A 22,524-nucleotide genomic window follows, 5' to 3' on the forward strand; every position below is an offset into this window, starting at 1 on the left:
CTGCTCATGGCGCCAATCGAGGCGCGGCCGCCCCGTCCCCGCGGGAGGGGCGGCTACTGGCCCTACCTGATCCCGAGCGCGCTGCTGTTCCTCGCGGTCATCGTCGTGCCGTTCCTGATGAACGTCGCGACGAGCTTCACCCGCTGGTCCGGGGTCGGCACGCCCACGTGGATCGGGCTCGACAACTACACGAAGCTGCTGCGGGACGAGCGGTTCTGGACCTCGTTCGAGCACAACGTCGCGCTGATCGTCGCGATGGCCGTCGTGCCGACGATGGCCGGGCTGGTGCTCGCGGCCGCGTTGTTCGACTACATCGGCAGGCGGTTCGGCGCGCGCACGGCGTCGGCGCTGCGCGCCGCCTACTACTTGCCGCAGGTGCTGCCGGTCGCCATCGCCGGCGTCGTGTGGGGCTGGATGCTGCACCCGTCGTACGGCGCGGTGAACGAGATCTTCGGCCTGAAGGTCAACTGGCTGGGCGACCCCGACTACGCCCTCGCCACGGTGATGGCCGTCATGGTGTGGTTCCAGCTCGGCTACCCGGTCGTCATCTTCATGGCCGGGCTGCAGCGGGCCGACCCCGCGCTCCACGAGGCCGCCGAGATCGACGGCGCGTCCTGGTGGCGGCGGTTCTGGCACGTCACCATCCCGCAGATCCGTCCGGAGATCTACGTCGTCCTGCTCACCTGCACGATCGCCGCCCTGAAGGTGTTCGGGCCGATCTTCGTGCTGACCAGGGGCGGCCCCGGCAACGCCACCATGGTGCCGTCGTACTTCTCCTACCTGAACTTCTTCGAGAAGGTCAACGTCGGATACGGCTCGGCCATCGCCACCGTCCTCGCCCTGATCATCGTCGTGGTGACCTTCCTCTTCCTCCGCGTCCAGGAGCGTGAGCCGTGACCGCCGGTCGTGTCGTCAGCGCTCCCGCCGCCCGCGTACGGGCCGCCCGCCCCGCGGTCCACCGCGCTCCCGGACGCTGGGCCGTGCTCGCGGCCCTCGTCGTCCTCGCCGTCGTGATGCTGTTCCCCTTCCTCATCGTCGCGCTCAACGCGTTCAAGTCGCCGGCCGAGTACTCCTCCGGCAACCCGCTGAGCCTGCCGAAGGGGCTGTACCTGCAGGGCGTCGTCGACTTCTGGAACCGGGTCGACTTCGGCGAGAAGCTCTGGAACAGCTTCCTCATCAGCGCCTCCGTCGCCGTCGCGGCGGTCGTGCTGTCGATCCTCAACGCGTACGCGCTGGGGATCGGGCGGGTACGCGGCCGGCTGTGGGTGCTCGTGGTCTTCCTCGTGGGCAACACGCTGCCGCAGGAGGCCCTGGCCTACCCGCTGTACTACCTGTCCAAGCAGGTCGGGCTGTACGACAGCAAGCTCTCCGTCATCCTGATCTTCACGGTCATCCAGGCGGCCTTCGGGACCTACCTGCTGTCGTCGGTGCTGGGCCGGTTTCCCCGGGAGATCCTGGAGGCCGCCGCGCTCGACGGGGCCGGACGGTGGCGGGCGCTGTGGGGGATCGTCGTGCCGATCAGCCGGCCGACCCTCTCCGTGCTGCTCATCTTCTTCTTCATCTGGACGTGGAACGAGTTCTTCCTGCCGCTGATCTTCCTGATCTCCAACGACAACCAGACCGTGCCGGTCGCCATCGGCGTCCTGCAGGGGGAGAAGATGATGGACGCCACCATGTCCAGCGCGTCCGCGCTGCTCGGCATCGTGCCGGCCGTCGCCTTCTTCCTGATCTTCCAGCGGACGCTCACCAGAGGAGTAACGGTGGGCGCCGTCAAGTGATCCCCCCGCGCGTCACTACCTGACCTGGAGGCGCAATGTCCCTTCGCCGGCCCCTGTCGGCGGCGGCCGCACTCGCCGTGGCGCTGAGCCTGTCAACGGCTCCCGCCGCGGCGGCGGACGACTTCCCCTTCCGCAACCCCTCCCTCCCCCTCGACCGGCGGATCGACGACCTGCTCGGCCGGCTCACGCTGGACGAGAAGATCTCGCTGCTGCACCAGTCGCAGCCGGCGATCCCGCGGCTGGGCATGCCGTACCACAAGAACGGGACCGAGGCCCTGCACGGCGTCGCCTGGTCCAACGACGACGAGCACGACTGGGCGCAGACCTTCGCGAGCGGCACGGTGTTCCCGCAGGCGGTCGGCCTGGCGAGCACCTGGGACCCGGACCTGGTCAAGCGGGTCGGCTCCGCGGTGGGCGACGAGGTGCGCGGCTACAACTCCGTGAACCCGGTCGTGTGGGGCACCCAGGTGTGGGCGCCCGTGGTCAACCTGCTGCGCGACCCCCGGTGGGGCCGCAACGAGGAGGGCTACTCGGAGGACCCGCTGCTGACCGGCGCCGTCTCCACCGCGTACGGCAAGGGACTCGAGGGAGACGACCCCTTCTACCTGAAGACGGCGCCGGTGCTGAAGCACTACCTGGCCAACAACAACGAGTACCAGCGCAGCCTCACCTCCTCCAACCTGCCGCCGAGGGTGAAGCACGAGTACGACGAGGCCGCGTTCAAGCCCGCCATCAGCGCGGACGCCGCGACCGGCGTGATGGGGTCCTACAACCTCGTCAACGGGCGGCCGAACACGGTCAACCCCGACCTGGACGACGTCGTCCGCTCGTGGACCTCCAAGGACCTGTACAACGTCAGCGACGCCTGGGCCCCGCACGCGCTCACCGACCCCGAGCACTACTTCTCCAACGAGACCGAGGCGTTCGCGGCGGCGCTCAAGGCGGGCATCGACAGCTTCACGGTGGACGACAACAAGCCGGCCACGATGACCGCCCTGATCAAGGACGGGCTGGCCAAGGGACTGCTGACCGAGGGCGACGTCGACAAGGCCGTCCGCCACGACCTGTCGGTCCGCTTCCGCCTCGGCCAGTTCGACCCCGGCGGCGGGCCGTACGCGAAGATCGGCAAAGAGGTCGTCGACAGCGCGGCCAACCGGCGGCTCAACCGCGAGGCCGCGGACAAGGCCCTGGTGCTGCTGAAGAACTCCGGCAGGCTCCCGCTCGACGCGGCCAGGACCAGGAAGGTCGCCGTGGTCGGCCCCCTGCAGAACACCCTGTTCCGCGACTGGTACGGCGGCCGGATGCCGTATCAGGTGACGCCCTTGCAGGGGATCAAGGAGCGGCTGGGCGCCGGGGCGACCGTCACCGGCACCGACGCCCTCGACCGGGTGGCGCTCAAGGACGTCAAGAGCGGCAGGTACGTCACGGTGACCGACGCCGCCACCCCGGTGAAGGTGTCCGACACGGCGCCGGCCGCGGCCTCGGAGTTCGACGTCACCGACTGGACCGACGGCGTGTCGACGCTGCGCAACGCCGGCAACGGCAAGATGCTCACCGGCAACTGGGGCACGTTCCTCGCCAGCTCCGACAACCCGGACGGCTGGTACGTACAGCAGCAGTTCAGGCTGGAGAAGCAGGACGACGGGACCTACCTCCTGCACTACGCGGGCTACGAAATCAACGAGAGCTGGTGGTCGCTCGGGGACTACGTCACCGTCGGCGCCGACGGCACCCTCGGCTTCGGGTCCAAGGCCGACGCGGCGCACTTCGCCAAGGAGGTCGTCAGCCGGGGCGCCGACACCGCGGCCGCCGCGGTGAAGGGCGCGGACGCGGCCGTCGTGGTGGTCGGCAGCAACCCGTGGGTCGCCGGCCGGGAGAACCACGACCGCACCGGGCTGGAGCTCGGCGAGGGCCAGCAGGACCTGATCGCCGCGGTCACCCGGGCCAACCCGAACACGGTGGTGGTTCTGGAGGACGGCTACCCCACCACGATGAGCAAGGTCCAGGACCGGGTGGCGAGCCTGCTGTGGACCACCCACGCGGGGGCCGAGACCGGGCACGCGCTCGCCGACGTGATCTTCGGTGACGTCGACCCGGCCGGGCGGCTCACCCAGACCTGGTACAGGTCGGCCGCCGACCTGCCGGACATCCTCGACTACGACATCGTCAAGAGGGACCGGACCTACCTGTACTTCAAGGGCTCCCCGCTCTACCCGTTCGGCCACGGCCTGTCGTACACCACCTTCGGCTACCAGGGGCTCACGGCGACTCCCAGGGGCGACGGGTTCGACGTGTCGGTGAAGGTGACCAACACCGGCTCCCGGGCCGGCGACGAGGTCGTCCAGCTGTACACCCACCAGCGCACCTCACGGGTGAAGCAGCCGGTCAGGCAGCTGCGCGCCTTCCAGCGGGTCTCACTCGCCCCCGGGCGGACGACGACCGTCACCTTCCACCTGAAGACCGCCGACTTCGCCCTGTGGGACGTCACCCGGAACAAGTGGACGGTCGAGTCGTCCGCGCAGGACGTCCTGGTGGGCTCGTCGTCGGCCGCCATCCGGCAGCGGACCACGATCGACGTGAAGGGCGAGAAGATCCCGCACCGCGACCTGTCGGCGACGACGCGGGCGATCGACTTCGACGACTACTCCGGGGTCACGCTGACGGACGAGACGAAGGAGCGCGGCGACGCCGTGGCCGGCAAGGACGGCGCCTGGATCGCGTTCAGGGATGTCGCCTTCGGCAGGCCGCCGACCGGTGTCGCGGCGGGCGTTGCCTCGACGTCCGGCGGATCGATCGAGCTGCGGCTCGGCTCGCCCACGGGAACGCTCGTGGCCACCGTGCCGGTCGGCGCCACCGGCGGCCCCTACACGTGGGCCACGGCCACCGCCGCCGTCAAGGGGGCGACCGGGGTGAGGGACCTCTACGCCGTCTTCAAGGGAGACCTCAAGCTGAAGGACCTGAAACTGACCTGAGGACGCTCCTGTTGATCCGGCCGGTGGGCGTCGCCGTACGCGGTGACGCCCGCCGGCTCGTCAGTGAGGGGAGGCCGGCACTGGTCGTGTCGCCGTGGGCTCTCATCTCAGGGCCGGCTGTAAACCATCCGGACCGGCCGCTCGCGGGACGCCCGGACCTCCGCGAGCGTCCGCGCCGGCCTGCCCGACAGGTCGACCGTCTCCACGCGGTACAGGTGGTCGTCCACCCATCCGCCCCTGATGAGGCGGTCGTCGTCGAACCAGCCCATCACGTCCTGGTTCCGTTCGCCCGGAACGGTGGCGGCCCGCCGTCCCGTCCGCACGTCCCAGGCGCAGACGGCGAAGCCGTGGTCGCAGCCGGAGGTCAGCAGCAGACGCCCCGACGGAGAGAACGGGTCGTTCCCGCCGACCGGGGAGCCGGTCCAGTGCATGCTCCGCAGGACGCGGCCCGACAGGTCCCAGAAGCGGGTGCCGGACATGCCCTCGGGCGTGACGTACGGCGCGGCGACCGACGAGCCGTCGGGCGACCAGCGGAACATCCCGAAGGTGCGGCGCGACTTTGGGAGGGACAGGAAGGCCGTGACGTCGTCCCGGTTCGCCGTCTGCACGAACCGGACGCTCCTCGCCGCCGGGTCGACGACCAGGAACCCCGCCGCGTACGGCGTGCCGGTCCCGTGCTCCCGCCCGGCGACGGTGAGCAGGAGGCGGGTCCCGTCGCGGGACCAGGCCGGCCCCTCGCCCATGAAGGGGAGCGACACGAGCGGCAGCGAGAACCGCTCGCCGCCGCGCCGGTCGGTGATCTGGATCGACTGGCGCGTCGACCCGGCCGCGAAGCCCTCGTTCACGGCCGCCGTCCATCGCCCGCCGGGGGAGACCGCGGCGAAGACGTCGCCGCCGCCGGTCTGCTGGAAGCCGCCTGCGGGTGAGCGGGTCCATACGCCGGTCTCGCCGCGGTCGTCCGTCACCTGGTACGACGTGAGGACGACCGGATCGGCCGGTGCCTCGTGCACGGTCGCGGGCGGCTCCGCCGACGGCGCCGAGGCGGAGGGCGTGCCCGCGACCGGGCCGGGGGAGACCGGGGCCGTCGAGGAGGCGGAGGGATGCGCGGGTCGGGGAGTGAGCGCGTAGGCCGTCCCGCCGGACGCGAGCGCCACGGCGAGGCCGGCGGCCGTCAGCACCAGCCCGGACGGCCTCCGCCGCCCCCCGGCCGCCGGGCCTGTCACCTCGGCTACGCGGGGACGGTCATCCGGGACGGTGAGGTCGCGGTCCGGGGCGGCGGGGTCGTCGCGGGGTGCGGTGGGAGCCGGCCGGTCCGCGGGCGCGGGAGCCGCGGCCGGGGCGCTTCCGGGCACGACCGTGTCGAGGGCCCCGGGGTGCCCGATGAGCCGCAGGAGGGTCTCGCGAGCCGAGGGCCGGTCCTCCGGCTCCGGCGCGAGGCAGTCGGCCACGAGCTGGCGCAGGTCGCCCTCCAGCGGGTCGAGGTCGGCCGCGCCGTGCCGCACCCGTTCCTCCGAGAACGGCACCCGCCCGCTCGCCGCGTACACGATCACGGCGGCCCAGCCGAACAGGTCGGCGGGCGGCCCGGCCGGATCGCCCAGCAACTCCTCCGGAGACTGCCAGAGCACGGGGTTCGGCGCCGGGGAGCCGTGACACAGCAGGCGTGGCCCGTCCGGGCCCAGCACGATCTGGTCGGGCCGGACGTGGCCGTGCACGATGCCCGCCTGGTGGAGGGCGGCGACCGTGGCCGCCGTCGCGACGGCCAGCCGGTGCAGCGCGGGACCGGTGACCGGCGCCGTCTCGTCCAGGGAGGGGCCGTCGACGAGCTCGGTCACCACGTAGTCGGGACCCGCGTCCACGACGAGCGCGGTCCCGATGGGCGCGGCCGCGCGCAGGGCGGCCACCCGGTCCGGGTCGGGACGGCTGTCGCGCCGGTCGGGGAACCGCTTCACCGCGACCTGCTCGTCCGAGGGGGACAGCGCGGCGAAGACGGCGGGCCCGAGCCGCCCGGTCAGGCGGTACGGGCCCAGCGCGGCCGGGTCCCCCGGCGAGAGCGGAACGACGGGAGGCATCGGGGGTCAGCTCCGGGTGTAGGTGAACAGCAGGGCGTCCGCGCCGTCCTCAGGCGCGATCTCCGCGAGCACGCGCTGCTCGCGCCCGCGCTCGTCCATCACCACGACGCGGTGGGCGTGCTTCCCGCTCGGGTCCAGGACGATCAGGTGGTGGTCGTCGTACCAGCCGAGCAGGGCCGCGCCGGGGAAGAGCGCCGCGATGGACGCCTGCCTGCCCCCGGTGGTGGCGTCCCAGACGCAGAGCGTCCCGCCGCTCGGGCAGGAGGTGACCAGCCGTCGCCCCGAGGGGGAGAACAGCCGGGGTCCGGAGCTCCGGCCCACCCAGTGGAGGTCCCGCACCTCGCGGCCGCCCAGGTCCCGGAACCGGACGCCGTGACCGGCGGCCGTCGTGTGACCGACGGCGACGCCCGAGCCGCCGGGCAGCCACGCGTACGGCCCCTCGCCGCCCTGGAGGTCGTCCGTGGTGTCGACGAACGTCGAGGTCCTGGCGGACGGGTCGATCAGGACGAACCCCGTCGGCACGTCCTTCGTCGCCGCGGTGAGCAGGAGCCTGCGGCCGTCGGGTGACCACGTCGCCCCTTCCAGGGGCGCGGGGGCCTCGGGGCGCGTCTCGAATCGCGCGCCCGTCCTTTGGTCGACGAGGGTGACGGCCCGGTCGGTCGCGAGGGCCAGCCACGCCCCGTCAGGCGAGGGCAGGGGGTCGGCGTCCTTCACGTCGGTCCTGGTGAACGTGGACCCGCCGGGCGCGCGCACGTAGGTGTCCGCGCCGACCCGGTAGCCGGTCAGCCGTACGGGGTCACGGGAGTTCTCGAGCAGCGTCATCCGGGCGTGGGGCACCGGGACGCGCGCGGTGGGGGCGGGAGGAGTCGGGGGGTCGGCCGCGACCGGGACGACCTGGACGGACGGCGGCGCCGACGGGGAGGGGATGGCCTGGGTGCGGGACACGACCGCGTACGTCCCTCCGGCCGACACGAGCGCGATGAGCACGCCCGCCAGCGCGAGCGACAGCGCGTACGGCAGCAGCCCTCGCCGCCGTCCGTCGTCGCCTACGTGCCGAGCGGCGCGGTCGGCGGGTCCCGTGGCAGTCGCACCGTCGTCCGGCTCGACGTCCCTCCCGCGCGGCGTGGCGGCGGGCAGGTCCTGCGTCCGAACGGCCGGGGGCTCGGCCGGCGATGCGGCCGGGGTGTCGGGCGGCGAGGCGGCCTGGGTGTCGTGCGAGGGGGCGGCCGGCGTCTCCTCCGGCGTGGTCACAGGCGAGGCGGCGTCGTCGGGCTCGGCGGGCGGGAGCGCGGCCTCCGGATCGAGGCGGGTGGTCAGCAGGCAGTGGCCGACCAGCGCGAGCAGGGCCTCGGCGGAGGCGGGCCGGTCGGCCGGGTCCTTCGCCAGGCACCGCCGCACGAGGTCCCGCAGCGGTTCGTCCAGCGCGGACGGGTCCGGCTCCTCGTGCGGCACGAGGTCCACGTCCGCGGCCGGCGTGCCCGCCTCGAAGGGCCGGCGGCCGGTCGCGGCGAAGACGACGAGCGCGCCCCACGCGAACATGTCGGACGCCGCCTCCGGCGGGCGGCCGGTGAGCCCCTCCGGCGTCGGCGTGCCCAGGACTTCGGCATCCTGCGTCACGCTCGCGGGGGAGGCGGCCAGGACGGGCGCCAGGCCCGTGCCCGCCACCCGGGGGCCGTCCGGCCCGAGGATCACAGTGTCCGGACGGAGGTTGCCGTGCACCGCGCCCGCCTCGTGCAGGGCGACGAGCGCGGTCGCCGTGCCGATCGCGAACCGGTGCAGCGCCGTGCCCGAGAGGGGGCCGTCTCGGCGCACCTCCCCGGCCAGCGTAGGCCCGTCGGCCTGCTCCTCCACGACGTACGGCCGCCCTCCGAGGGTGCCCCCGTCGGACACCCGCACCAGGTAGCAGGGCGGCAGCCGGTGCAGGGCCTCCAGACCGGCGAGGAACGCCTCCGGGTCGTCGAGGTCCACCTCGTACAGGGTCAGGACGCCGTGCTCCCCGGTCTCCGACTCGGCCGCGTACGTCACGCTGCGCCCGGTCTCGGCGATCCGGCCGCGCAGCCGATGGCCGCCGATCCGCTCCCGATCGTCCGGCCGTAACGGGCTGATGGCGAGCACCTCGTCCCCCGCTTCAGGCGATCCTTCGTGGTGGTCCATTATCTGGGGAGTCGGCCGGTTGCGCGGGATTTCGCCAAGCCGTCGATCACTATTTCGGTATTCTCCCCGATATGGCCGAAACGCTGGGGGGGCCACTGGCCGGGCGCTATCACCTCCTGCATCCGCTCGGGTCGGGCGGCATGGGCACGGTGTGGCTGGCCAGGGACGCCGTCCTCGACCGCCAGGTGGCCGTCAAGGAGTTGCGCGTCCCGGACGGCCTGGCGGAGCGGGACCGCGCCGAGCTCGTCGCCCGCGTCATGCGGGAGGCCGAGGTGACGGCACGGCTCCGGCATCCCGGCATCGCGGCGGTCCACGACGTCCTGCTCGAGGGCGGCAAGCCGTGGATCGTGATGGAGCTGCTGCACGGCCGCGACCTGGCCCGCGAGGTGGCCGTCCGCGGGCCGCTGCCGCCTCCCGTCGTGGCGGACGTGGGCGCCCGCGTGCTGGAGGCGCTGACGGCCACCCACGCCGGCGGTGTGCAGCATCGGGACGTCAAGCCCGGCAACATCTTCCTCTCCGTCGACGGACGGGCCGTGCTGACCGACTTCGGCATCGCCCGCCCCGCCGACCAGACGGCGCTGACCGAGGCCGGGCTGCTGGTCGGCACGCCCGGGTTCATCGCCCCCGAGCGGCTCGCGGGGGAGCCCGGCGGGCCGGCCGCCGACCTGTGGTCGCTCGCGGCCACTCTCTACACGGCGGTGGAGGGGGTCCCGCCGCACCCGGGCACGCACGCCGAGGTCATCCGCGCGACGCTCACGCAGGACGTGCGTCCGCCCCGGCTGGCGGGCCCGCTCGGCCCGCCGCTGGTGTGGATGCTCGACCGGGACCCCGCGCGCCGGCCGGACAGCGCGACCGCCCTCGGGCTGCTGCGCGAGGTCGCGGCCGGCCGTGTCCCCGAGGTGCGGTCGGACTGGCGGGCCGCGCCCGGCCGCCGTCGCCGGTGGATCGGCCTCGCCGCCGCGGTCGCCGTCCTCGGCGTCGCCGCCGCCCTGCTCGTCGCGTTCCGGCCCGCCGGGGACCGCCCGGTCTCCCGGCCGGAGGCCGCCTCGCCGACGTTCACGAAGGCCGTCGACCTGTGCCGCGCGCTGCCCGCCGCCGAGGTGGGCCGCCTCCTCGGCACGGCCCGGCCGCCGGCGGGACGGCTCGGCCTCGGCGACTGCCAGTGGACGGTCACCGGCGCCGGCGTCGAGCTGTCCGCCGAGACCGACTCCGACACCCGCGACCCCTGGGCGCTCACCCCGGCCTCGGCCCGCACGCTCCTCGACGGCCTGCGCAGGGAGTACGCCACCGGACCCCGCGACGGCACCTGGATCTGGTACGAGATCGGCCTCGACACCAGGAGCCCGGTCACCGTGTCGGCCGCGCATCCGGTGCCCGGGCTGGCCGACGACGCGTTCGCCTCCGACACGACCACTCCGGAGGGGCGGGCCCAGGCGGCCGTCGTGTACTTCCGGCTGGGCGACCTCGTCGGCCGCCTGCAGTACGCCGACCTGGACGCCCCGTCCACGGCCGACCTGCGCAGGCGCGCGGTCGAGGCGGCCGGGGCGGCCGCGGACGGGCTGAGAGGGCTGGCGTAGCCGTGGACCTGCTGGCCGGCCGGTACCGCCTCGCCGAACCCGTCGGCGAGGGCGGCGGCGGCACCGTCTGGCGGGCCGTGGACGAGCTGCTCCACCGGGAGGTGGCGGTCAAGCAGCTGCGCATCCCGGCGGGAGTCGCCGGAGCGGAGCTCGCCGAGTTCACCGGGCGGGCCATCCAGGAGGCCAGGGCCGCCGGACGGCTCAGCCACCCGTCCATCGTCATGGTCCACGACGTCGTCCGGCACGACGGGCAGCCGTGGATCGTCATGGACCTCGTGGCCGGCCGGTCGCTCGACAAGGTGATCCGCGAGGACGGGCCGCTCCCGGTGGCGCGGGCGGCCGAGATCGGCCTCGCCGTCCTCGACGCCCTGGAGGCGGCGCACGCGCAGGGGATCCTGCACCGCGACGTGAAACCCGCGAACGTGCTGATCGCCCCGGACGGCCGGGCGCTGCTGACCGACTTCGGCATCGCCGCCCCGGTGAGCCAGGGGAACGGCTCCGGCTGGCAGAGCTCGGCCGGGTCGCCCGCGTACATGGCCCCGGAACGCTTCCGGGGGGAGCCCGACGGCCCGCCGTCCGATCTGTGGTCCCTCGGCGCGACCCTGTACACGGCCGTCGAGGGGAGATCCCCGTTCCAGCGGCCGATGGCCGCCGCCCTCGTGGCGGCCGTGCTCATGCAGCCGCCGCAGCCCATGGTCCGGGCCTCGCCCGGGATGGCCTGGATCGTGCTCGCCCTGCTCGACAAGGACCCCGCCCGGCGTCCGCCTCCGGCCGTCGTACGGCAGGCCCTGCGGGCCGTCGCCGCCACGCCCGCGGCGCGGGCCGGGCGCCGGCCGCGCCGCCTGCTGCGGCTCGCCCTGGGCGCCGCGCTCGTGATCGTGGTCGGCGTCGCCGCCGGGCTCGCGGCCTGGCGGTTCGCCTCGGGGGGCGGCGAGGCCGCGGGGGGCTTCACGAGCGCCCCCGACCCCTGCCGCGGGCTGACCGACGCCCAGGTCCGCGAGCTGCTCGGCGCCGACGCCCGGGGCGAGCCCGCCGCATCCGGCTGCCGGTGGACCGACCGGGCCGGCGGGCGCGACGCCACGATCACCGTGGCGTACCGGCTGCCGGGCGGCGCGGAGGACGGCGGCCGGGCGGCGTCCCTCGACCTCGCGGCGCGCCGGGCGGCGCAGGCCCGCACGGCCCCCGCCGGCGTGCGCGACGAGGCCGGCCTCGGCGACGAGGCGGTCGCCTGCGACGTCGTGGACGCCGGGACCGTGGGGACCACGGTGTGGTTCCGGCTCGGCAATCTCGTGGCCGAGGTCGCCTATCGGCGGGCCGGCTCACCTCCCGCCACCGCCGAGGACCGGCGGACGGCCGAGCAGGCGGCCCGGCTCGTCGGCGCCGGGCTCGAGTGACCTCCTCTCCTCGCCTTCCAACCCTCCAGGAGACGACATGACCAGCGGTGACGACGGAGCCCTCGGGCCGGACGGCGGCCCGCCCCCGCCGCCCCCGCCTCAGGGCCGCCCCGGCCGAGGGATCCCGCCGTACGGCCTGCCGGCCCCGGCCGAGCCCTCCGCGGACGCCGATCCGCCGTCCCGGGCCGGCGGCGGCGCGCCTCCCCCCGGCCCGTACGGACCTCCGCCGGGCGAGCCCGGTGCGTACGGTCCGCCGGACCGCCGGCCGCCCTGGCCCGGGCCCGCTTCTCCGTACCCGCCGCAGGTCCCGCCGGGGCAGTGGCCCGGCCAGGCAGGCGGACCGTACGGGCCGGGACCGCAGCAGGGCACCCAGCAGGGTCCGCAGTCTTTCGAGCCCGGCCCGCAGCAGGGATGGCCGGGACAGGGGACACCGTGGGGCGGCACCCCCCAGGGGCCGGCCGGTGGCGGCGGGCAGTGGCCGCCTCAGGGCGATTGGCAGAGCGGCACACCGCCGCAGGGGGGCTGGCAGGGCGCGACGCCCCCACAGGGTGGGTGGCAAGGCGGCACGCCGCCTCAGGGTGGGTGGCAAGGCGGCACGCCGCCTCAGGGTGGGTGGCAAGGCGGCACGCCGCCTCACGGCGGGTGGCAGGGTGCGACGCCGCCGCCTCCGGAGCTGTGGCAGATGCCGACCCAGCCGTCGCCGCCCCGGCGGCGGGGGTGGGTGACGCCGGTCGTCGCGGTCGTCGCGGTCGTGGCGGTGCTCGCGGTGGCGGGCGGCACGTTCGCGTTCATGAGCGCGCGCGGCGGGGGAGGGCCGGTCGTCCCGACCGGCGTCGTCGCCGCGTCCCACTCGGCCGCCGCGTCGCCGGCCGCGGCGAACGCGAACGCGGACGTGTGCGTGATGCTCGACCCGGACCAGGCGGAGCGGCTCGTGCCCAACGCGAAGATCACCTCGTCGACCGACGACAACCGCAACGACACGCTCGTCAGCTACATCCGCTGGAGCTGCGGCTGGGCAAACCATGACATCTCGTACAAGGACGTGACCCGCAGCCGCGAGATCACCGTTAACGTGTCCCGCTACCAGGCCCTCGGCACGACCACGGCCGACAAGGCGGCCCGGATCCAGTTCGACGGCGAGTACAAGCAGTACCGCTACAACGCCACGGTCTCGAACAAGGAGCACTACTACTCGGCCCCCCAGCAGTTCACCGGCATCGGCGACCAGGCCGCCGCGCAGTACCAGTGGACGCGGGAGAGCGACAAGTACTGGTACTCCTTCGGCCAGGGCGTCGGCAGGGTGGGGGACGTCGTCTTCCAGGTGAAGTACCAGGCCGGCCAGCAGAACAAGGAGGCCGACGTCTTCTCCGCCGACACCGTCCAGTCGATCACCGAGGCGAACGCGCTGCGCGAGGTGAAGGGGCTGCTCGGGCAGCTCGCGCGGTCGGTGGACGCGTGGCGGGCCGGCCGGCCCCTGCCGTACCACGCGCGGCCGAAGCCGAGCCCCACCCCCTCGCCGTCGCCCACGCGCATCCCGCTCCCCGAGCGGTGCGTCGCGCTCCGGGCGCTCGCCGCCACGCTCGTCCCGAAGACGGAGGGCGCGGCCGCGCGCGGCAGGGAGGGCGGCGCGACCGTCACCCAGTGCCAGTGGTGGAACGACGCGATGCCGATCGCGCAGGGCAGGGTCCGGTGGCGCAACCTGCGGATCGCGATCCACGAGTTCGCGGACGCCGACTCGGCCCGCTACTACCTCATCGACCAGCGGTCCAAGACCAAGTTCACGGCGAACGGCGGGATCGGCGGCATCCACTGGGGCAGGGTCGACAAGCTTCCCGGGTTCGGTCAGGACGCGTACGGCCAGGCCATCCGCCAGCGGACCGACACGGCCCAGTCGAACCGGTACGAGATCTACGCGTGGAGCGGCAAGACCGTCATCTGGGTGTTGCTGGGCGGCAGCGACCGCCCCGCCGGGACGCCCATCAACGCGGCCGGCTCGGTGCTCATGGACCAGAAGGAGGCGACCGCCGGCGCGAAGTCGGTCGCGAAGGCGCTGCTGGGCCAGCTGTAGACCCCTGGTGTCCGCCCAGGTGGGGACGGGTATGCACCCTTCTGGACTACGAGGCAACGGGGGGAAACATGGCCACTTGCGAGGTTTGCGGCAACGACTACGACATGAGCTTCGAGGTGCACAGCCAGGGGGCGGTGCACGTCTTCGACAGCTTCGAGTGCGCGATCACCAGGATGGCGCCGGTGTGCGAGCACTGCGGGTGCCGGATCGTGGGCCACGGGTCGGAGGTCGACGGCCGGTGGTACTGCTGCGCCCACTGCGCGCGCGAGTCCGGGGCGAGGACCATCGTCGACAGGGAGGTCACGACGGCCGGCATGATGTGACCGTCCCGCGCCCCCGGCCTCCCGGCCGGACGCGGGCCTCGGCTTCAACCGGCGCCGCCCGAGCCACTGCCGGCGCCGCCCGAGCCGCTGTCGACGTGGGCCTCGGTCACTGCCGCGCGCCCTGGGCTTCCCGGCCGGCGTCCTTCCGGCGCCGGCCGCGTCCCATCCCGAGGTGCGCCCGCGCCTGACGACGGGCCGCGCGATGAAACCGGTCAGAGCGCCCGTACGGCCGGCTTGAGGGTGTCCTCGCACCATTGCCGGAACGTCGTGGGCGTGTCGATCGCGTTCTCCGGCGCGCGGACGACCCCGTTGTCCAGTCCGCGGTCCTTGGCGATCATCATGTCCACCATCGCCTGAGCCATGGCCTCGGACATGCCGGAGCCGGTGAGCCGGTCCTTGAACGCCTCCGCGGGGATCTGCCGGTAGCGGACCGGTGTGCCGAGCACCTCGGAGACCACGGCGGCCATGTCGTCGTAGGACAGGTCTTCGGGGCCGAGCACCGGGACCTCCGCCTGTCCCGTCCACGTGTCGTCGAGCAGCAGGCGGGCGGCGACGGCGGCGATGTCCCGGGTGGCGACGAGGGGTCGCTTGCCGCCGGGCGACATGACGTCGAAGAACGCGCCCTGCTCTTTGATCGCCCCGGCCTGCCGCAGCAGGTTGTCCATGAACGACGGCATGGCCAGCGCGCGGAACGCCGCCCCGGTGCCGGCGATGAGGTCGTCCATGGCCAGCGACGCGGTCACGTGCCCGGCCTCGGCCGCGTACGGGGTGCCGCGGCCGAGGGCGCTGACGCTCACGACGCGTCCCACCCCGCGGGAGCGCACCGCCTCGGCGGCCGGCCGGGTGAACCCCACGTAGGCCTCGTCTACGCTGGCCGCGTGGTGGTCGGTCGGCATCAGCCAGAACAGGGTTTCGGCGCCGTCGAAAGCGCGGGCGACGACCCGCGGATCGCCGTGCGAGCCCTGGACGACCTCGACCCGGTCCCGGACTCCGGCGGACAGCCTGGCCGGGTCGCGCACGACCACGCGCACCGGCCGGCCGGCGGCGAGGACGTGGTCGAGGACCCGGTGGCCGATGTTCCCGGTAGGAGCGGTGATGACGATCATGCGGTCTCTCCAATGGCAGGGGATGGAATGCCCGAACAAGTAAACTCTACCGTACCGTTTACTTTTGGAGAGACGCTCCGATGACCGGAGAGGGCGAACAGCGGCGGCGGGGGGAGCAGCGGCGCGGTGAGGAACTGCGGCGCCACATCCTGTTCGTGGCCAAGGACGTGTTCCTCGAGACCGGGTTCGAGCGGGCGTCGATGGACACGGTCGCGGTGCGCGCCGGGACGTCCAAGCGGTCTCTGTACGCGCATTTCGAGAGCAAGGACAAGCTGTTCCTCGCGGTGCTGGACCTCGTCCGCGAGCTGTACCTGGGCCGGTTGAGGACTCCCGGCGCGTACGCCGAGGACCCGGCGGAGGCGGTGGCGCTGTTCTGCGGGCGCTTCCTGCAGCTGATGACGTGGGAGCCCCAGGTGCGGACCTGCCGGCTGAGCATCGCCGAGGCCGAGAGGCTGCCCGGCAGCTCCAACGCGTACTTCGGCGCCATATTCGCCGCCACCTACGAACGGCTGAGCGCCTACCTCACCGAGCGGTACGCGATGGGCCGCGAGGACGGCGCCGCGCTCGCGGAGGAACTGCTCGACCGGACGGTGCTGCCGCGGCTGCTGCGCACGTTGCTCAACGTCGAGGAAGCGATCAAGGACACGCCCGAGGACGCGACGCTGGCCGAGGACGTCGACCTGGCCGCGATCCGCCGCCTGGTCTTCGCGGCCCTGCCGCGCTGACCCACGCCGTCGATCCCTCGTCCGGACGGCCCGGGGCTCCCGTACCCGGGCCGTCCGGACGAGGTGCTCAGGATTCGAAGGCGACCAGGCGGAGGATGAGGAAGCCGTCGCCCTCCGGCACGGGCGGGAACGTGGTGCCCGGCACCGCCTCGAAGACCTCGGGGCACTCCTCCCGGGTCACCACGCCGAACATCTCCCCGGGCAGCGTCATGCCGAGCGACTGGGCGCGCTTGGCGGCGGCGTAGAAGCTGCCGCCGGCCTCCAGGTCGGCGGCGACCGCCTCCGCCTCTCCCCGGCCGGCCAGCCGGATGAACGCCACCCGCGCGCGGTCCGGGCGGGAGGCCTGGGCGGACAGGTAGTCCTCGATCTCCCATATGAGCAACTCGCCGAGGTAACGCGAGGTGTCGTTCCACATGTGCCCAGAATCCCCTGCCCCGCTTGTCCATCTCTTGCAGTCGAATTGTCGCGCTCACCCGCTCCTTCACGAGTCGTCCACAAGGAGATGTGAAGCGGGCAATCTCTTTCCGCCGCACGGCATGGCCTCCACACTGACCGTGTGACCGATTTTGAGGTACTTGTCCTGGGCTCCGGGCCTGGTGGGCAGAAGGCCGCCATCGCTGCGGCCAAGCTGGAGCGGCGGGTCGCGATCGTCGAACGCCGCGACATGATCGGCGGTGTGTGCATCAACACCGGGACCATCCCCTCGAAGACGCTGCGCGAGGCGGTCCTGTACCTGACGGGTCTCACGCAGCGCGACATGTACGGCCAGAGCTACCGGGTGAAGGACGACATCACGGTCGCCGACCTGACCGTGCGCACGCGGCACGTGGTGGGCCGCGAGATCGACGTGATCCGCAGCCAGCTGTCCCGCAACAGGGTGACCGTCCTGACGGGCATCGGCCACTTCGTGGACCCGCACACCGTGGCCGTGGTCGACGAGCGGGGCCACGAGGTCAAGGTCACGGCAGACAAGATCATCGTCGCCACCGGCACCCGCCCCGCGCGGCCGGCCAGCGTGGAGTTCGACGAGCAGACGATCATCGACTCCGACGGCATCCTCCAGATGGAGCGGGTGCCCGACTCGATGGTCGTGGTGGGCGCAGGGGTCATCGGCATCGAGTACGCGTCCATGTTCGCCGCGCTCGGCACCAAGGTCACGGTGGTCGAACGGCGCGACCGGATGCTGGAGTTCTGCGACCTCGAGGTGGTCGAGGCGCTCAAGTACCAGCTGCGCGACCTGGCCGTGACGTTCCGGTTCGGCGAGACCGTCGCCGCCGTGGAACGGCATCCGCGCGGCGCGCTGACCATCCTGGAGAGCGGCAAGAAGATCCCGGCCGCCACGGTGATGTACTCGGCCGGCCGGCAGGGGATGACCGAGAACCTCGCGCTCGGCGCGGCCGGGCTCGCCGCGGACGACCGCGGCCGGATCGCCGTCGACGAGTACTTCCGGACCGCCGTTCCGCACATCTACGCGGTCGGCGACGTCATCGGGTTCCCCTCGCTCGCCGCCACCTCGATGGAGCAGGGCAGGCTCGCGGCCTACCACGCCTGCGACGAGCCGGTCAGCGGCATCCACGACCTGCAGCCCATCGGGATCTACACGATCCCGGAGATCAGCTTCATCGGCAGGACCGAGGACCAGCTCACCGACGCGCTTATCCCGTTCGAGGTGGGGGTCTCGCGCTACCGGGAGCTGGCCCGGGGGCAGATCATCGGCGACACCTACGGCATGCTGAAGCTGCTCGTCTCGCCGGAGGACCGGTCGCTGCTCGGCGTGCACGTCTTCGGGACGGGGGCGACCGAGCTCATCCACATCGGCCAGGCCGTGATGGGCTGCGGGGGGACGGTCGACTACCTGGTCGACGCCGTCTTCAACTACCCGACGCTGGCCGAGTCGTACAAGGTGGCCGCGCTCGACGCGGTCAACAAGCTGCGGAGGGTGGCGCGTTTCAGCGACTGAGACGACGCCCCGCGCCCCGCCGATCCGCTTTGAACGGGCTACTCCTTTAGTTAGTCTTGTGGACAAACAAAGGCGAAGGCGCACGCCGGGAGGTCGCGGCATGCGGCATGATGGGCCGGAGCGGGAACGGGGCTGACATTGATCACATCGCACAACGGGCCTCAGCCGGCCGACTTCACCGACGTCCGGGCGACCAACCTGGCCGTGGTGCTGCGGTTCGTCCGGGAGAACGCCCCGTGCTCCCGGGCGGACATCGCGGCCTCGACCGGCCTGAACAAGGCCACCGTGTCGAGCCTGGTGGCCGACCTGATCGACCGGCGGCTGCTGCGCGAGACCGGCCTCACCGAGCACCGCGTCGGCCGCCCGGCGACCATGCTGGTGCTCGACGGCTCGCCGTACGCGGCCATCGGGATCGAGGTCAACGTCGACTACATCACGGCGGTGGCGGTCGACCTGAAGGGGGAGGAGCTGCTGAACTGGCGGCGCTCCTTCCCCGGGGGCGCCTCCACCGCCGGGCAGGCCGTGGTCGCGCTGGCGGCCATCGCCCGCCGGGTGGTCAGCCGCATGACCAAGGAGGCCCGGCAGGTGCTCGGCCTCACCGTCGCCGTCCCCGGCCTGGTCGACGTCAACGGGTCGGTCCGCGTCGCGCCCAACCTGGGCTGGCGCGACGCCGACCTGTGCGGCGACCTCACCAAGGCGCTGCGAGACCCCGGATTCCCGGTGTTCGTGGACAACGACGCCAACCTGGCCGCCCTCGCGGAGCACCGGTTCGGGCCGCACCGCAACGCCGCCGACCTCGTGTACGTCACGGGGGAGGTCGGCGTGGGGGCCGGCGTGGTCCTGGACGGCCGGCTGAGGCGCGGCGGCCAGGGCTACAGCGGGGAGATCGGGCACATCGAGATCGACCCGGCGGGCCCGCCGTGCCGCTGCGGCCGCCGGGGATGCCTGGAGGCCGTGGCCGGCGTGGGCGCGATCCTGTCGCGCACCGCGCCCGACGCGTCGCCCTCCGAGCTGGAGCTGGAGATCGACGAGGTCGTACGGCGGGCCAGGGCGGGCGAGCCCGAGGTCCTGGCGCTGCTGGAGCGGGTGGGCCGCGACCTCGGCGCGGGGATGGCCGTCGTGGCCAACCTGCTCAACCCTGAGGTCGTCATCCTCGGCGGCTACTACGTCCCGCTCGCGCCGTGGCTGGTGCGGTGCGCGGAGGAGGAGATGTACGCCCGGGTCCTCGCGCCCGGCGGGGGCGGCTGCCGCCTGGAGGTCTCCACCCTCGGGTACGGCGCGGCCGCCCTGGGCGCCGCCGCACGCGTGCTCGACTCGGTCGACTCCGGCCGCCTGCCGGCCCAGCGCTGAGCCGTTTCCGGGGGGCCGCCGGTAAGGGTCTTGACCTGAGCCGGAAGAGACGGCAGTCTTCCGGATAAGTCCGGATTAACACAGCAGAAACGTCTCGGCATCGTTTTCGAAGCGCTTCGACACCCCCTCGGGAGCGCTTCCCCCGAACCGCACACCGATCCTCTCCAAGCGCCTTCCGGCGCGTTTCTCGGCAGGTCATCGAAGCGCTTCGACACGAAGGGTGGGTCTCCCGATGAACGATCCCGCTCCCGGCCCGGCATTCCGGAACCCCGCGCTGCCCGTCGCGGAGCGGGTCGCCGACCTGCTCGCCCGGCTCACGCTCGAGGAGCGGATCGGCCTGCTGCACCAGTACCAGGCGCCGGTCGAACGGCTCGGGCTGCGGGCCTTCCGCACGGGCACCGAGGCGCTGCACGGCCTGGCCTGGCACGGCCCGGCCACCGTGTTCCCCCAGGCCGTGGGGCTGGCCAGCACGTGGAACCCGGACCTGGTCCGCGAGGTGGGGGAGGCGACCGCCGACGAGGTGCTGGCCTTCCACCACAAGGACCCGGCCGGCGTGGGGCGCAACGTCTGGGCGCCCGTGGTGAACCCGCTCCGCGACCCCCGGTGGGGCCGCAACGAGGAGGGCTACTCCGAGGACCCCTGGCTCACCGGCGTGATGGGCACGGCCTACGCCCGTGGCCTGCGCGGCGACCACGACGTGCTGAAGACGGCCCCCACGCTCAAGCACTTCCTCGCGTACAACAACGAGACCGACCGGTGCGTCAGCAGCAGCAGCGTGCCGCCCCGGGTGCTGCACGAGTACGAGCTGAGGGCGTTCCGCCGGCCCCTGGAGTCGGGGGCGGCGGTGGCCGTGATGCCGTCGTACAACCTGGTCAACGGCCGGCCGGCGCACCTGTCCCCGCTGATCGGCGGGCTGCTGCGGACGTGGGCCGACGGCGACCTGCTCGTGGTGAGCGACGCCTACGCCCCGGGCAACCTCACCCGCCTGCAGGGCTACCACAGGGACCTGCCCGAGGCGTACGCGCACGCGATCCGGGCGGGGCTGGACAGCTTCACGCAGGACGACGACGACCCGTCCGCCACGCTTGGCCACATCCGGGAGGCCCTGCGCCGGGGTCTGCTCGACGAGGCCGACGTCGAGGCGGCCGCGCGGCACGTGCTCTCGATCCGGATCCGGCTGGGCGACCTCGACCCGGCGACGCCGTACGACGACGTGACGCAGGAGGTGGTCAACAGCCCCGAGCACCAGGCGCTCGCGCGGGAGGCCGCCCGCCAGTCGATCACGCTGCTGAAGAACGACGGCATCCTGCCGCTGCGTGCCCCGAAGACGGTCGCGGTCGTCGGCCCGCTGGCCGACGCGCTGTTCGAGGACTGGTACAGCGGCACGCTGCCGTACCAGGTGACGGCCCTCGCCGGGCTGTCCGAGCGGTGCGCGACCGTCTACTGCGAGGGTGTGGACAGGGTGGCCCTGCGGGTGGAGGGCGGCTACCTGGCGGCCGGCTCCGACCCGCAGGGCGGCCCGCTGTGGGTGGGGCCCGAGCGCTCGGGCTTCGACGTGTTCGACTGGGGCGGGGGCGCGTTCGCGTTCCGCGCCGCGGCCAACGGGCGGCACGTGTCCGTCGCCGCGGACGGCGTGCTCGTCAACGACCAGCCGGGCCCGAGCGGCTGGGAGGTGCGCCAGACGTTCCGCATGGAGGAGCGGCCGCGGGGAGTGGTGCTGCGCAACATCTCGACCGGCCACTACGTCGCGGTGGAGGGCGGTGTCGTCGGGACCGTCGAGGACCCGGAGGCGGCCGCCGTCCTCGTCGTCGAGCTCATGGAGAGCGGCGCGGAGCGGGCGGCGCGCGCGGCGGCCCAGGCCGACGTCGCCGTCGTGGTCGCCGGGGACCACCCGCTCGTGAACGGCCGGGAGACCGAGGACAGGTCCGACCTCGCGCTGCCGGCCCGGCAGGAGGCGCTGGTGCGGGCCGTCCACGCGGCCAACCCGGCCACCGTGCTCGTGGTGTCCAGCGGCTACCCGTTCGCGGTGACCTGGGCCGACGAGCACCTGCCGGCGGTGCTGTGGTCGGCGCACGGCGGCCAGGAGTACGGCCGGGCGCTGGCCGCCGTGCTGTTCGGGGACGAGGACCCCGGCGGCAGGCTCACCCAGACCTGGTACCGCTCGGCGGCGGAGCTGCCCGACCTGTTCGACTACGACGTGATCGCCTCGGACGCGACCTACCTCTACTACCGCGGCCGGCCGCTCTACCCGTTCGGCCACGGCCTGAGCTACACGCGCTTCGCGTACGCGGACCTGGAGCTGTCCGCCGATGTCCTCGCCCCCGGCGGGACGCTGACCGCGCGGGTGACGGTGACCAACACCGGCGACCGGGAGGGGGATGAGGTCGTCCAGTTCTACACGCACCAGCAGCGCTCCCGGGTCAAGCAGCCCGTCCGCCAGCTCCGCGGCTTCCGCAAGGTGCGCCTCGCGCCGGGCGAGAGCCGTACGGTGTCGGTGCAGGTCCCCGCGGCCGACCTGGCCTTCTGGGACGTGACCCGGGGCCGTTTCGTCGTGGAGGAGGCCGCGCACAAGCTGATGGTGGGCCGGTCGTCGCGGGACATCGCCCTGGCGGCGCGCTTCACGGTCGCGGGCGAGCGGATCCCGCCCCGGGACCTGTCGGCCCGGCCTCTGGACGCGGCCGATCACGACGAGTACGACGGAGTGGTGCTGTGCGACGCGGCGCCGGAGGCGGGCGACGCGGTCCGCGCCGCCGGGGCGGGGGCGTGGGTCTCCTTCCGGGACGCCGATTTCGGCCGCCCGGGGGCCGGGCCGTCCGCGTGCGCGCTGGCCGTGTCGAGCACGGAGGGCGGGGTGGTGACGTTGCGGGTCGACGACCCCCTGTGCGGGGACGTGATCGGCGCGGTGACCGTGCCGCCGACGGCCGCGCGGCACGACCTCGTCGAGGTCGTCACGCCCCTGGCGGGATCGCCGGGAGTGCGCGACCTTTATGTGGTGTTCGAGAGCGAGGGAGTCACGGTGAGCACGCTGGGGTTCCGCCCGTGAGGACG

At 73.5% G+C, this 22,524-nt stretch carries 15 protein-coding genes; 11 read left to right on the forward strand and 4 right to left on the reverse strand.

Features of this window, described 5'->3' with window-relative positions; translation table 11 throughout:
• Positions 1 to 6 precede the first annotated feature (6 nt).
• From Mco01_RS04840 to Mco01_RS04850, 3 genes are read left to right on the forward strand one after another with little or no spacing between them, the layout of a single operon-like run.
• Positions 7 to 897 carry a carbohydrate ABC transporter permease gene (locus Mco01_RS04840; RefSeq protein ID WP_204055680.1) on the forward strand — a complete coding sequence of 297 codons (891 nt, stop codon included), beginning with the start codon at positions 7 to 9 and terminating at the stop codon, positions 895 to 897.
• Positions 894 to 1,778 carry a carbohydrate ABC transporter permease gene (locus Mco01_RS04845; RefSeq protein ID WP_239103343.1) on the forward strand — a complete coding sequence of 295 codons (885 nt, stop codon included), beginning with the start codon at positions 894 to 896 and terminating at the stop codon, positions 1,776 to 1,778. The genes Mco01_RS04840 and Mco01_RS04845 overlap by 4 nt, the downstream gene beginning before the upstream one ends.
• A gap of 35 nt (positions 1,779 to 1,813) precedes the next feature.
• Entirely contained in the window at positions 1,814 to 4,750 is a 2,937-nt protein-coding gene (locus Mco01_RS04850; protein ID WP_204055681.1) for a glycoside hydrolase family 3 protein, read from the forward strand.
• 107 nt (positions 4,751 to 4,857) lie between these two features.
• Here the strand turns inward: Mco01_RS04850 and Mco01_RS04855 are convergent, their stop codons facing one another.
• Both Mco01_RS04855 and Mco01_RS04860 read right to left on the reverse strand, forming a co-directional pair.
• Positions 4,858 to 6,819, reverse strand: coding sequence for a hypothetical protein (locus tag Mco01_RS04855; protein ID WP_204055682.1), 1,962 nt, complete (start codon positions 6,817 to 6,819; stop codon positions 4,858 to 4,860).
• 6 nt (positions 6,820 to 6,825) lie between these two features.
• Complete coding sequence (locus Mco01_RS04860) at positions 6,826 to 8,934, reverse strand: protein kinase domain-containing protein (protein WP_204055683.1); 2,109 nt, start codon at positions 8,932 to 8,934, stop codon at positions 6,826 to 6,828.
• Positions 8,935 to 9,044: 110 nt separating this feature from the next.
• On the opposite strand from Mco01_RS04860, the gene Mco01_RS04865 reads away from it, so the two are divergent.
• From Mco01_RS04865 to Mco01_RS04880, 4 genes are all read left to right on the forward strand, one after another.
• Entirely contained in the window at positions 9,045 to 10,550 is a 1,506-nt protein-coding gene (locus Mco01_RS04865; protein WP_204055684.1) for a serine/threonine-protein kinase, read from the forward strand.
• 2 nt (positions 10,551 to 10,552) lie between these two features.
• The gene (locus Mco01_RS04870) at positions 10,553 to 11,944 is read left to right on the forward strand and encodes a serine/threonine-protein kinase (RefSeq protein ID WP_204055685.1); all 1,392 of its coding nucleotides are present in this window, start codon (positions 10,553 to 10,555) and stop codon (positions 11,942 to 11,944) included.
• A 682-nt stretch (positions 11,945 to 12,626) separates the two neighbouring features.
• The gene (locus Mco01_RS04875; protein WP_204055686.1) at positions 12,627 to 14,012 is read left to right on the forward strand and encodes a hypothetical protein; all 1,386 of its coding nucleotides are present in this window, start codon (positions 12,627 to 12,629) and stop codon (positions 14,010 to 14,012) included.
• Between the two features lie 68 nt (positions 14,013 to 14,080).
• On the forward strand, positions 14,081 to 14,335 hold the full coding sequence (locus tag Mco01_RS04880) for a metallothionein (RefSeq protein ID WP_036330571.1): 255 nt from the start codon (positions 14,081 to 14,083) through the stop codon (positions 14,333 to 14,335).
• Positions 14,336 to 14,547: 212 nt separating this feature from the next.
• Here the strand turns inward: Mco01_RS04880 and Mco01_RS04885 are convergent, their stop codons facing one another.
• Positions 14,548 to 15,441 carry an NmrA family NAD(P)-binding protein gene (locus Mco01_RS04885; protein WP_204055687.1) on the reverse strand — a complete coding sequence of 298 codons (894 nt, stop codon included), beginning with the start codon at positions 15,439 to 15,441 and terminating at the stop codon, positions 14,548 to 14,550.
• Positions 15,442 to 15,521: 80 nt separating this feature from the next.
• Here Mco01_RS04885 and Mco01_RS04890 point away from each other — a divergent pair, with 80 nt between their 5' ends.
• Positions 15,522 to 16,166, forward strand: coding sequence for a TetR/AcrR family transcriptional regulator (locus Mco01_RS04890; RefSeq protein ID WP_204055688.1), 645 nt, complete (start codon positions 15,522 to 15,524; stop codon positions 16,164 to 16,166).
• A gap of 67 nt (positions 16,167 to 16,233) precedes the next feature.
• On the opposite strand, the gene Mco01_RS04895 is transcribed toward Mco01_RS04890, so the two are convergent.
• Positions 16,234 to 16,581, reverse strand: coding sequence for a peptidylprolyl isomerase (locus Mco01_RS04895; RefSeq protein WP_204055689.1), 348 nt, complete (start codon positions 16,579 to 16,581; stop codon positions 16,234 to 16,236).
• A 141-nt stretch (positions 16,582 to 16,722) separates the two neighbouring features.
• Between Mco01_RS04895 and sthA the strand changes: the two genes are divergently transcribed.
• From sthA to Mco01_RS04910, 3 genes are all read left to right on the forward strand, one after another.
• Positions 16,723 to 18,126 carry a Si-specific NAD(P)(+) transhydrogenase gene (gene sthA / locus Mco01_RS04900; RefSeq protein ID WP_204055690.1) on the forward strand — a complete coding sequence of 468 codons (1,404 nt, stop codon included), beginning with the start codon at positions 16,723 to 16,725 and terminating at the stop codon, positions 18,124 to 18,126.
• A 138-nt stretch (positions 18,127 to 18,264) separates the two neighbouring features.
• A complete protein-coding gene (locus tag Mco01_RS04905; protein ID WP_204055691.1) occupies positions 18,265 to 19,476 on the forward strand; it encodes an ROK family transcriptional regulator in 1,212 nt (403 codons plus the stop codon).
• Positions 19,477 to 19,708: 232 nt separating this feature from the next.
• Positions 19,709 to 22,519 carry a glycoside hydrolase family 3 protein gene (locus Mco01_RS04910; RefSeq protein WP_204055692.1) on the forward strand — a complete coding sequence of 937 codons (2,811 nt, stop codon included), beginning with the start codon at positions 19,709 to 19,711 and terminating at the stop codon, positions 22,517 to 22,519.
• Positions 22,520 to 22,524 lie beyond the last annotated feature (5 nt).

Source organism: Microbispora corallina (assembly GCF_016863035.1).
GTDB classification, from domain to species: domain Bacteria; phylum Actinomycetota; class Actinomycetes; order Streptosporangiales; family Streptosporangiaceae; genus Microbispora; species Microbispora corallina.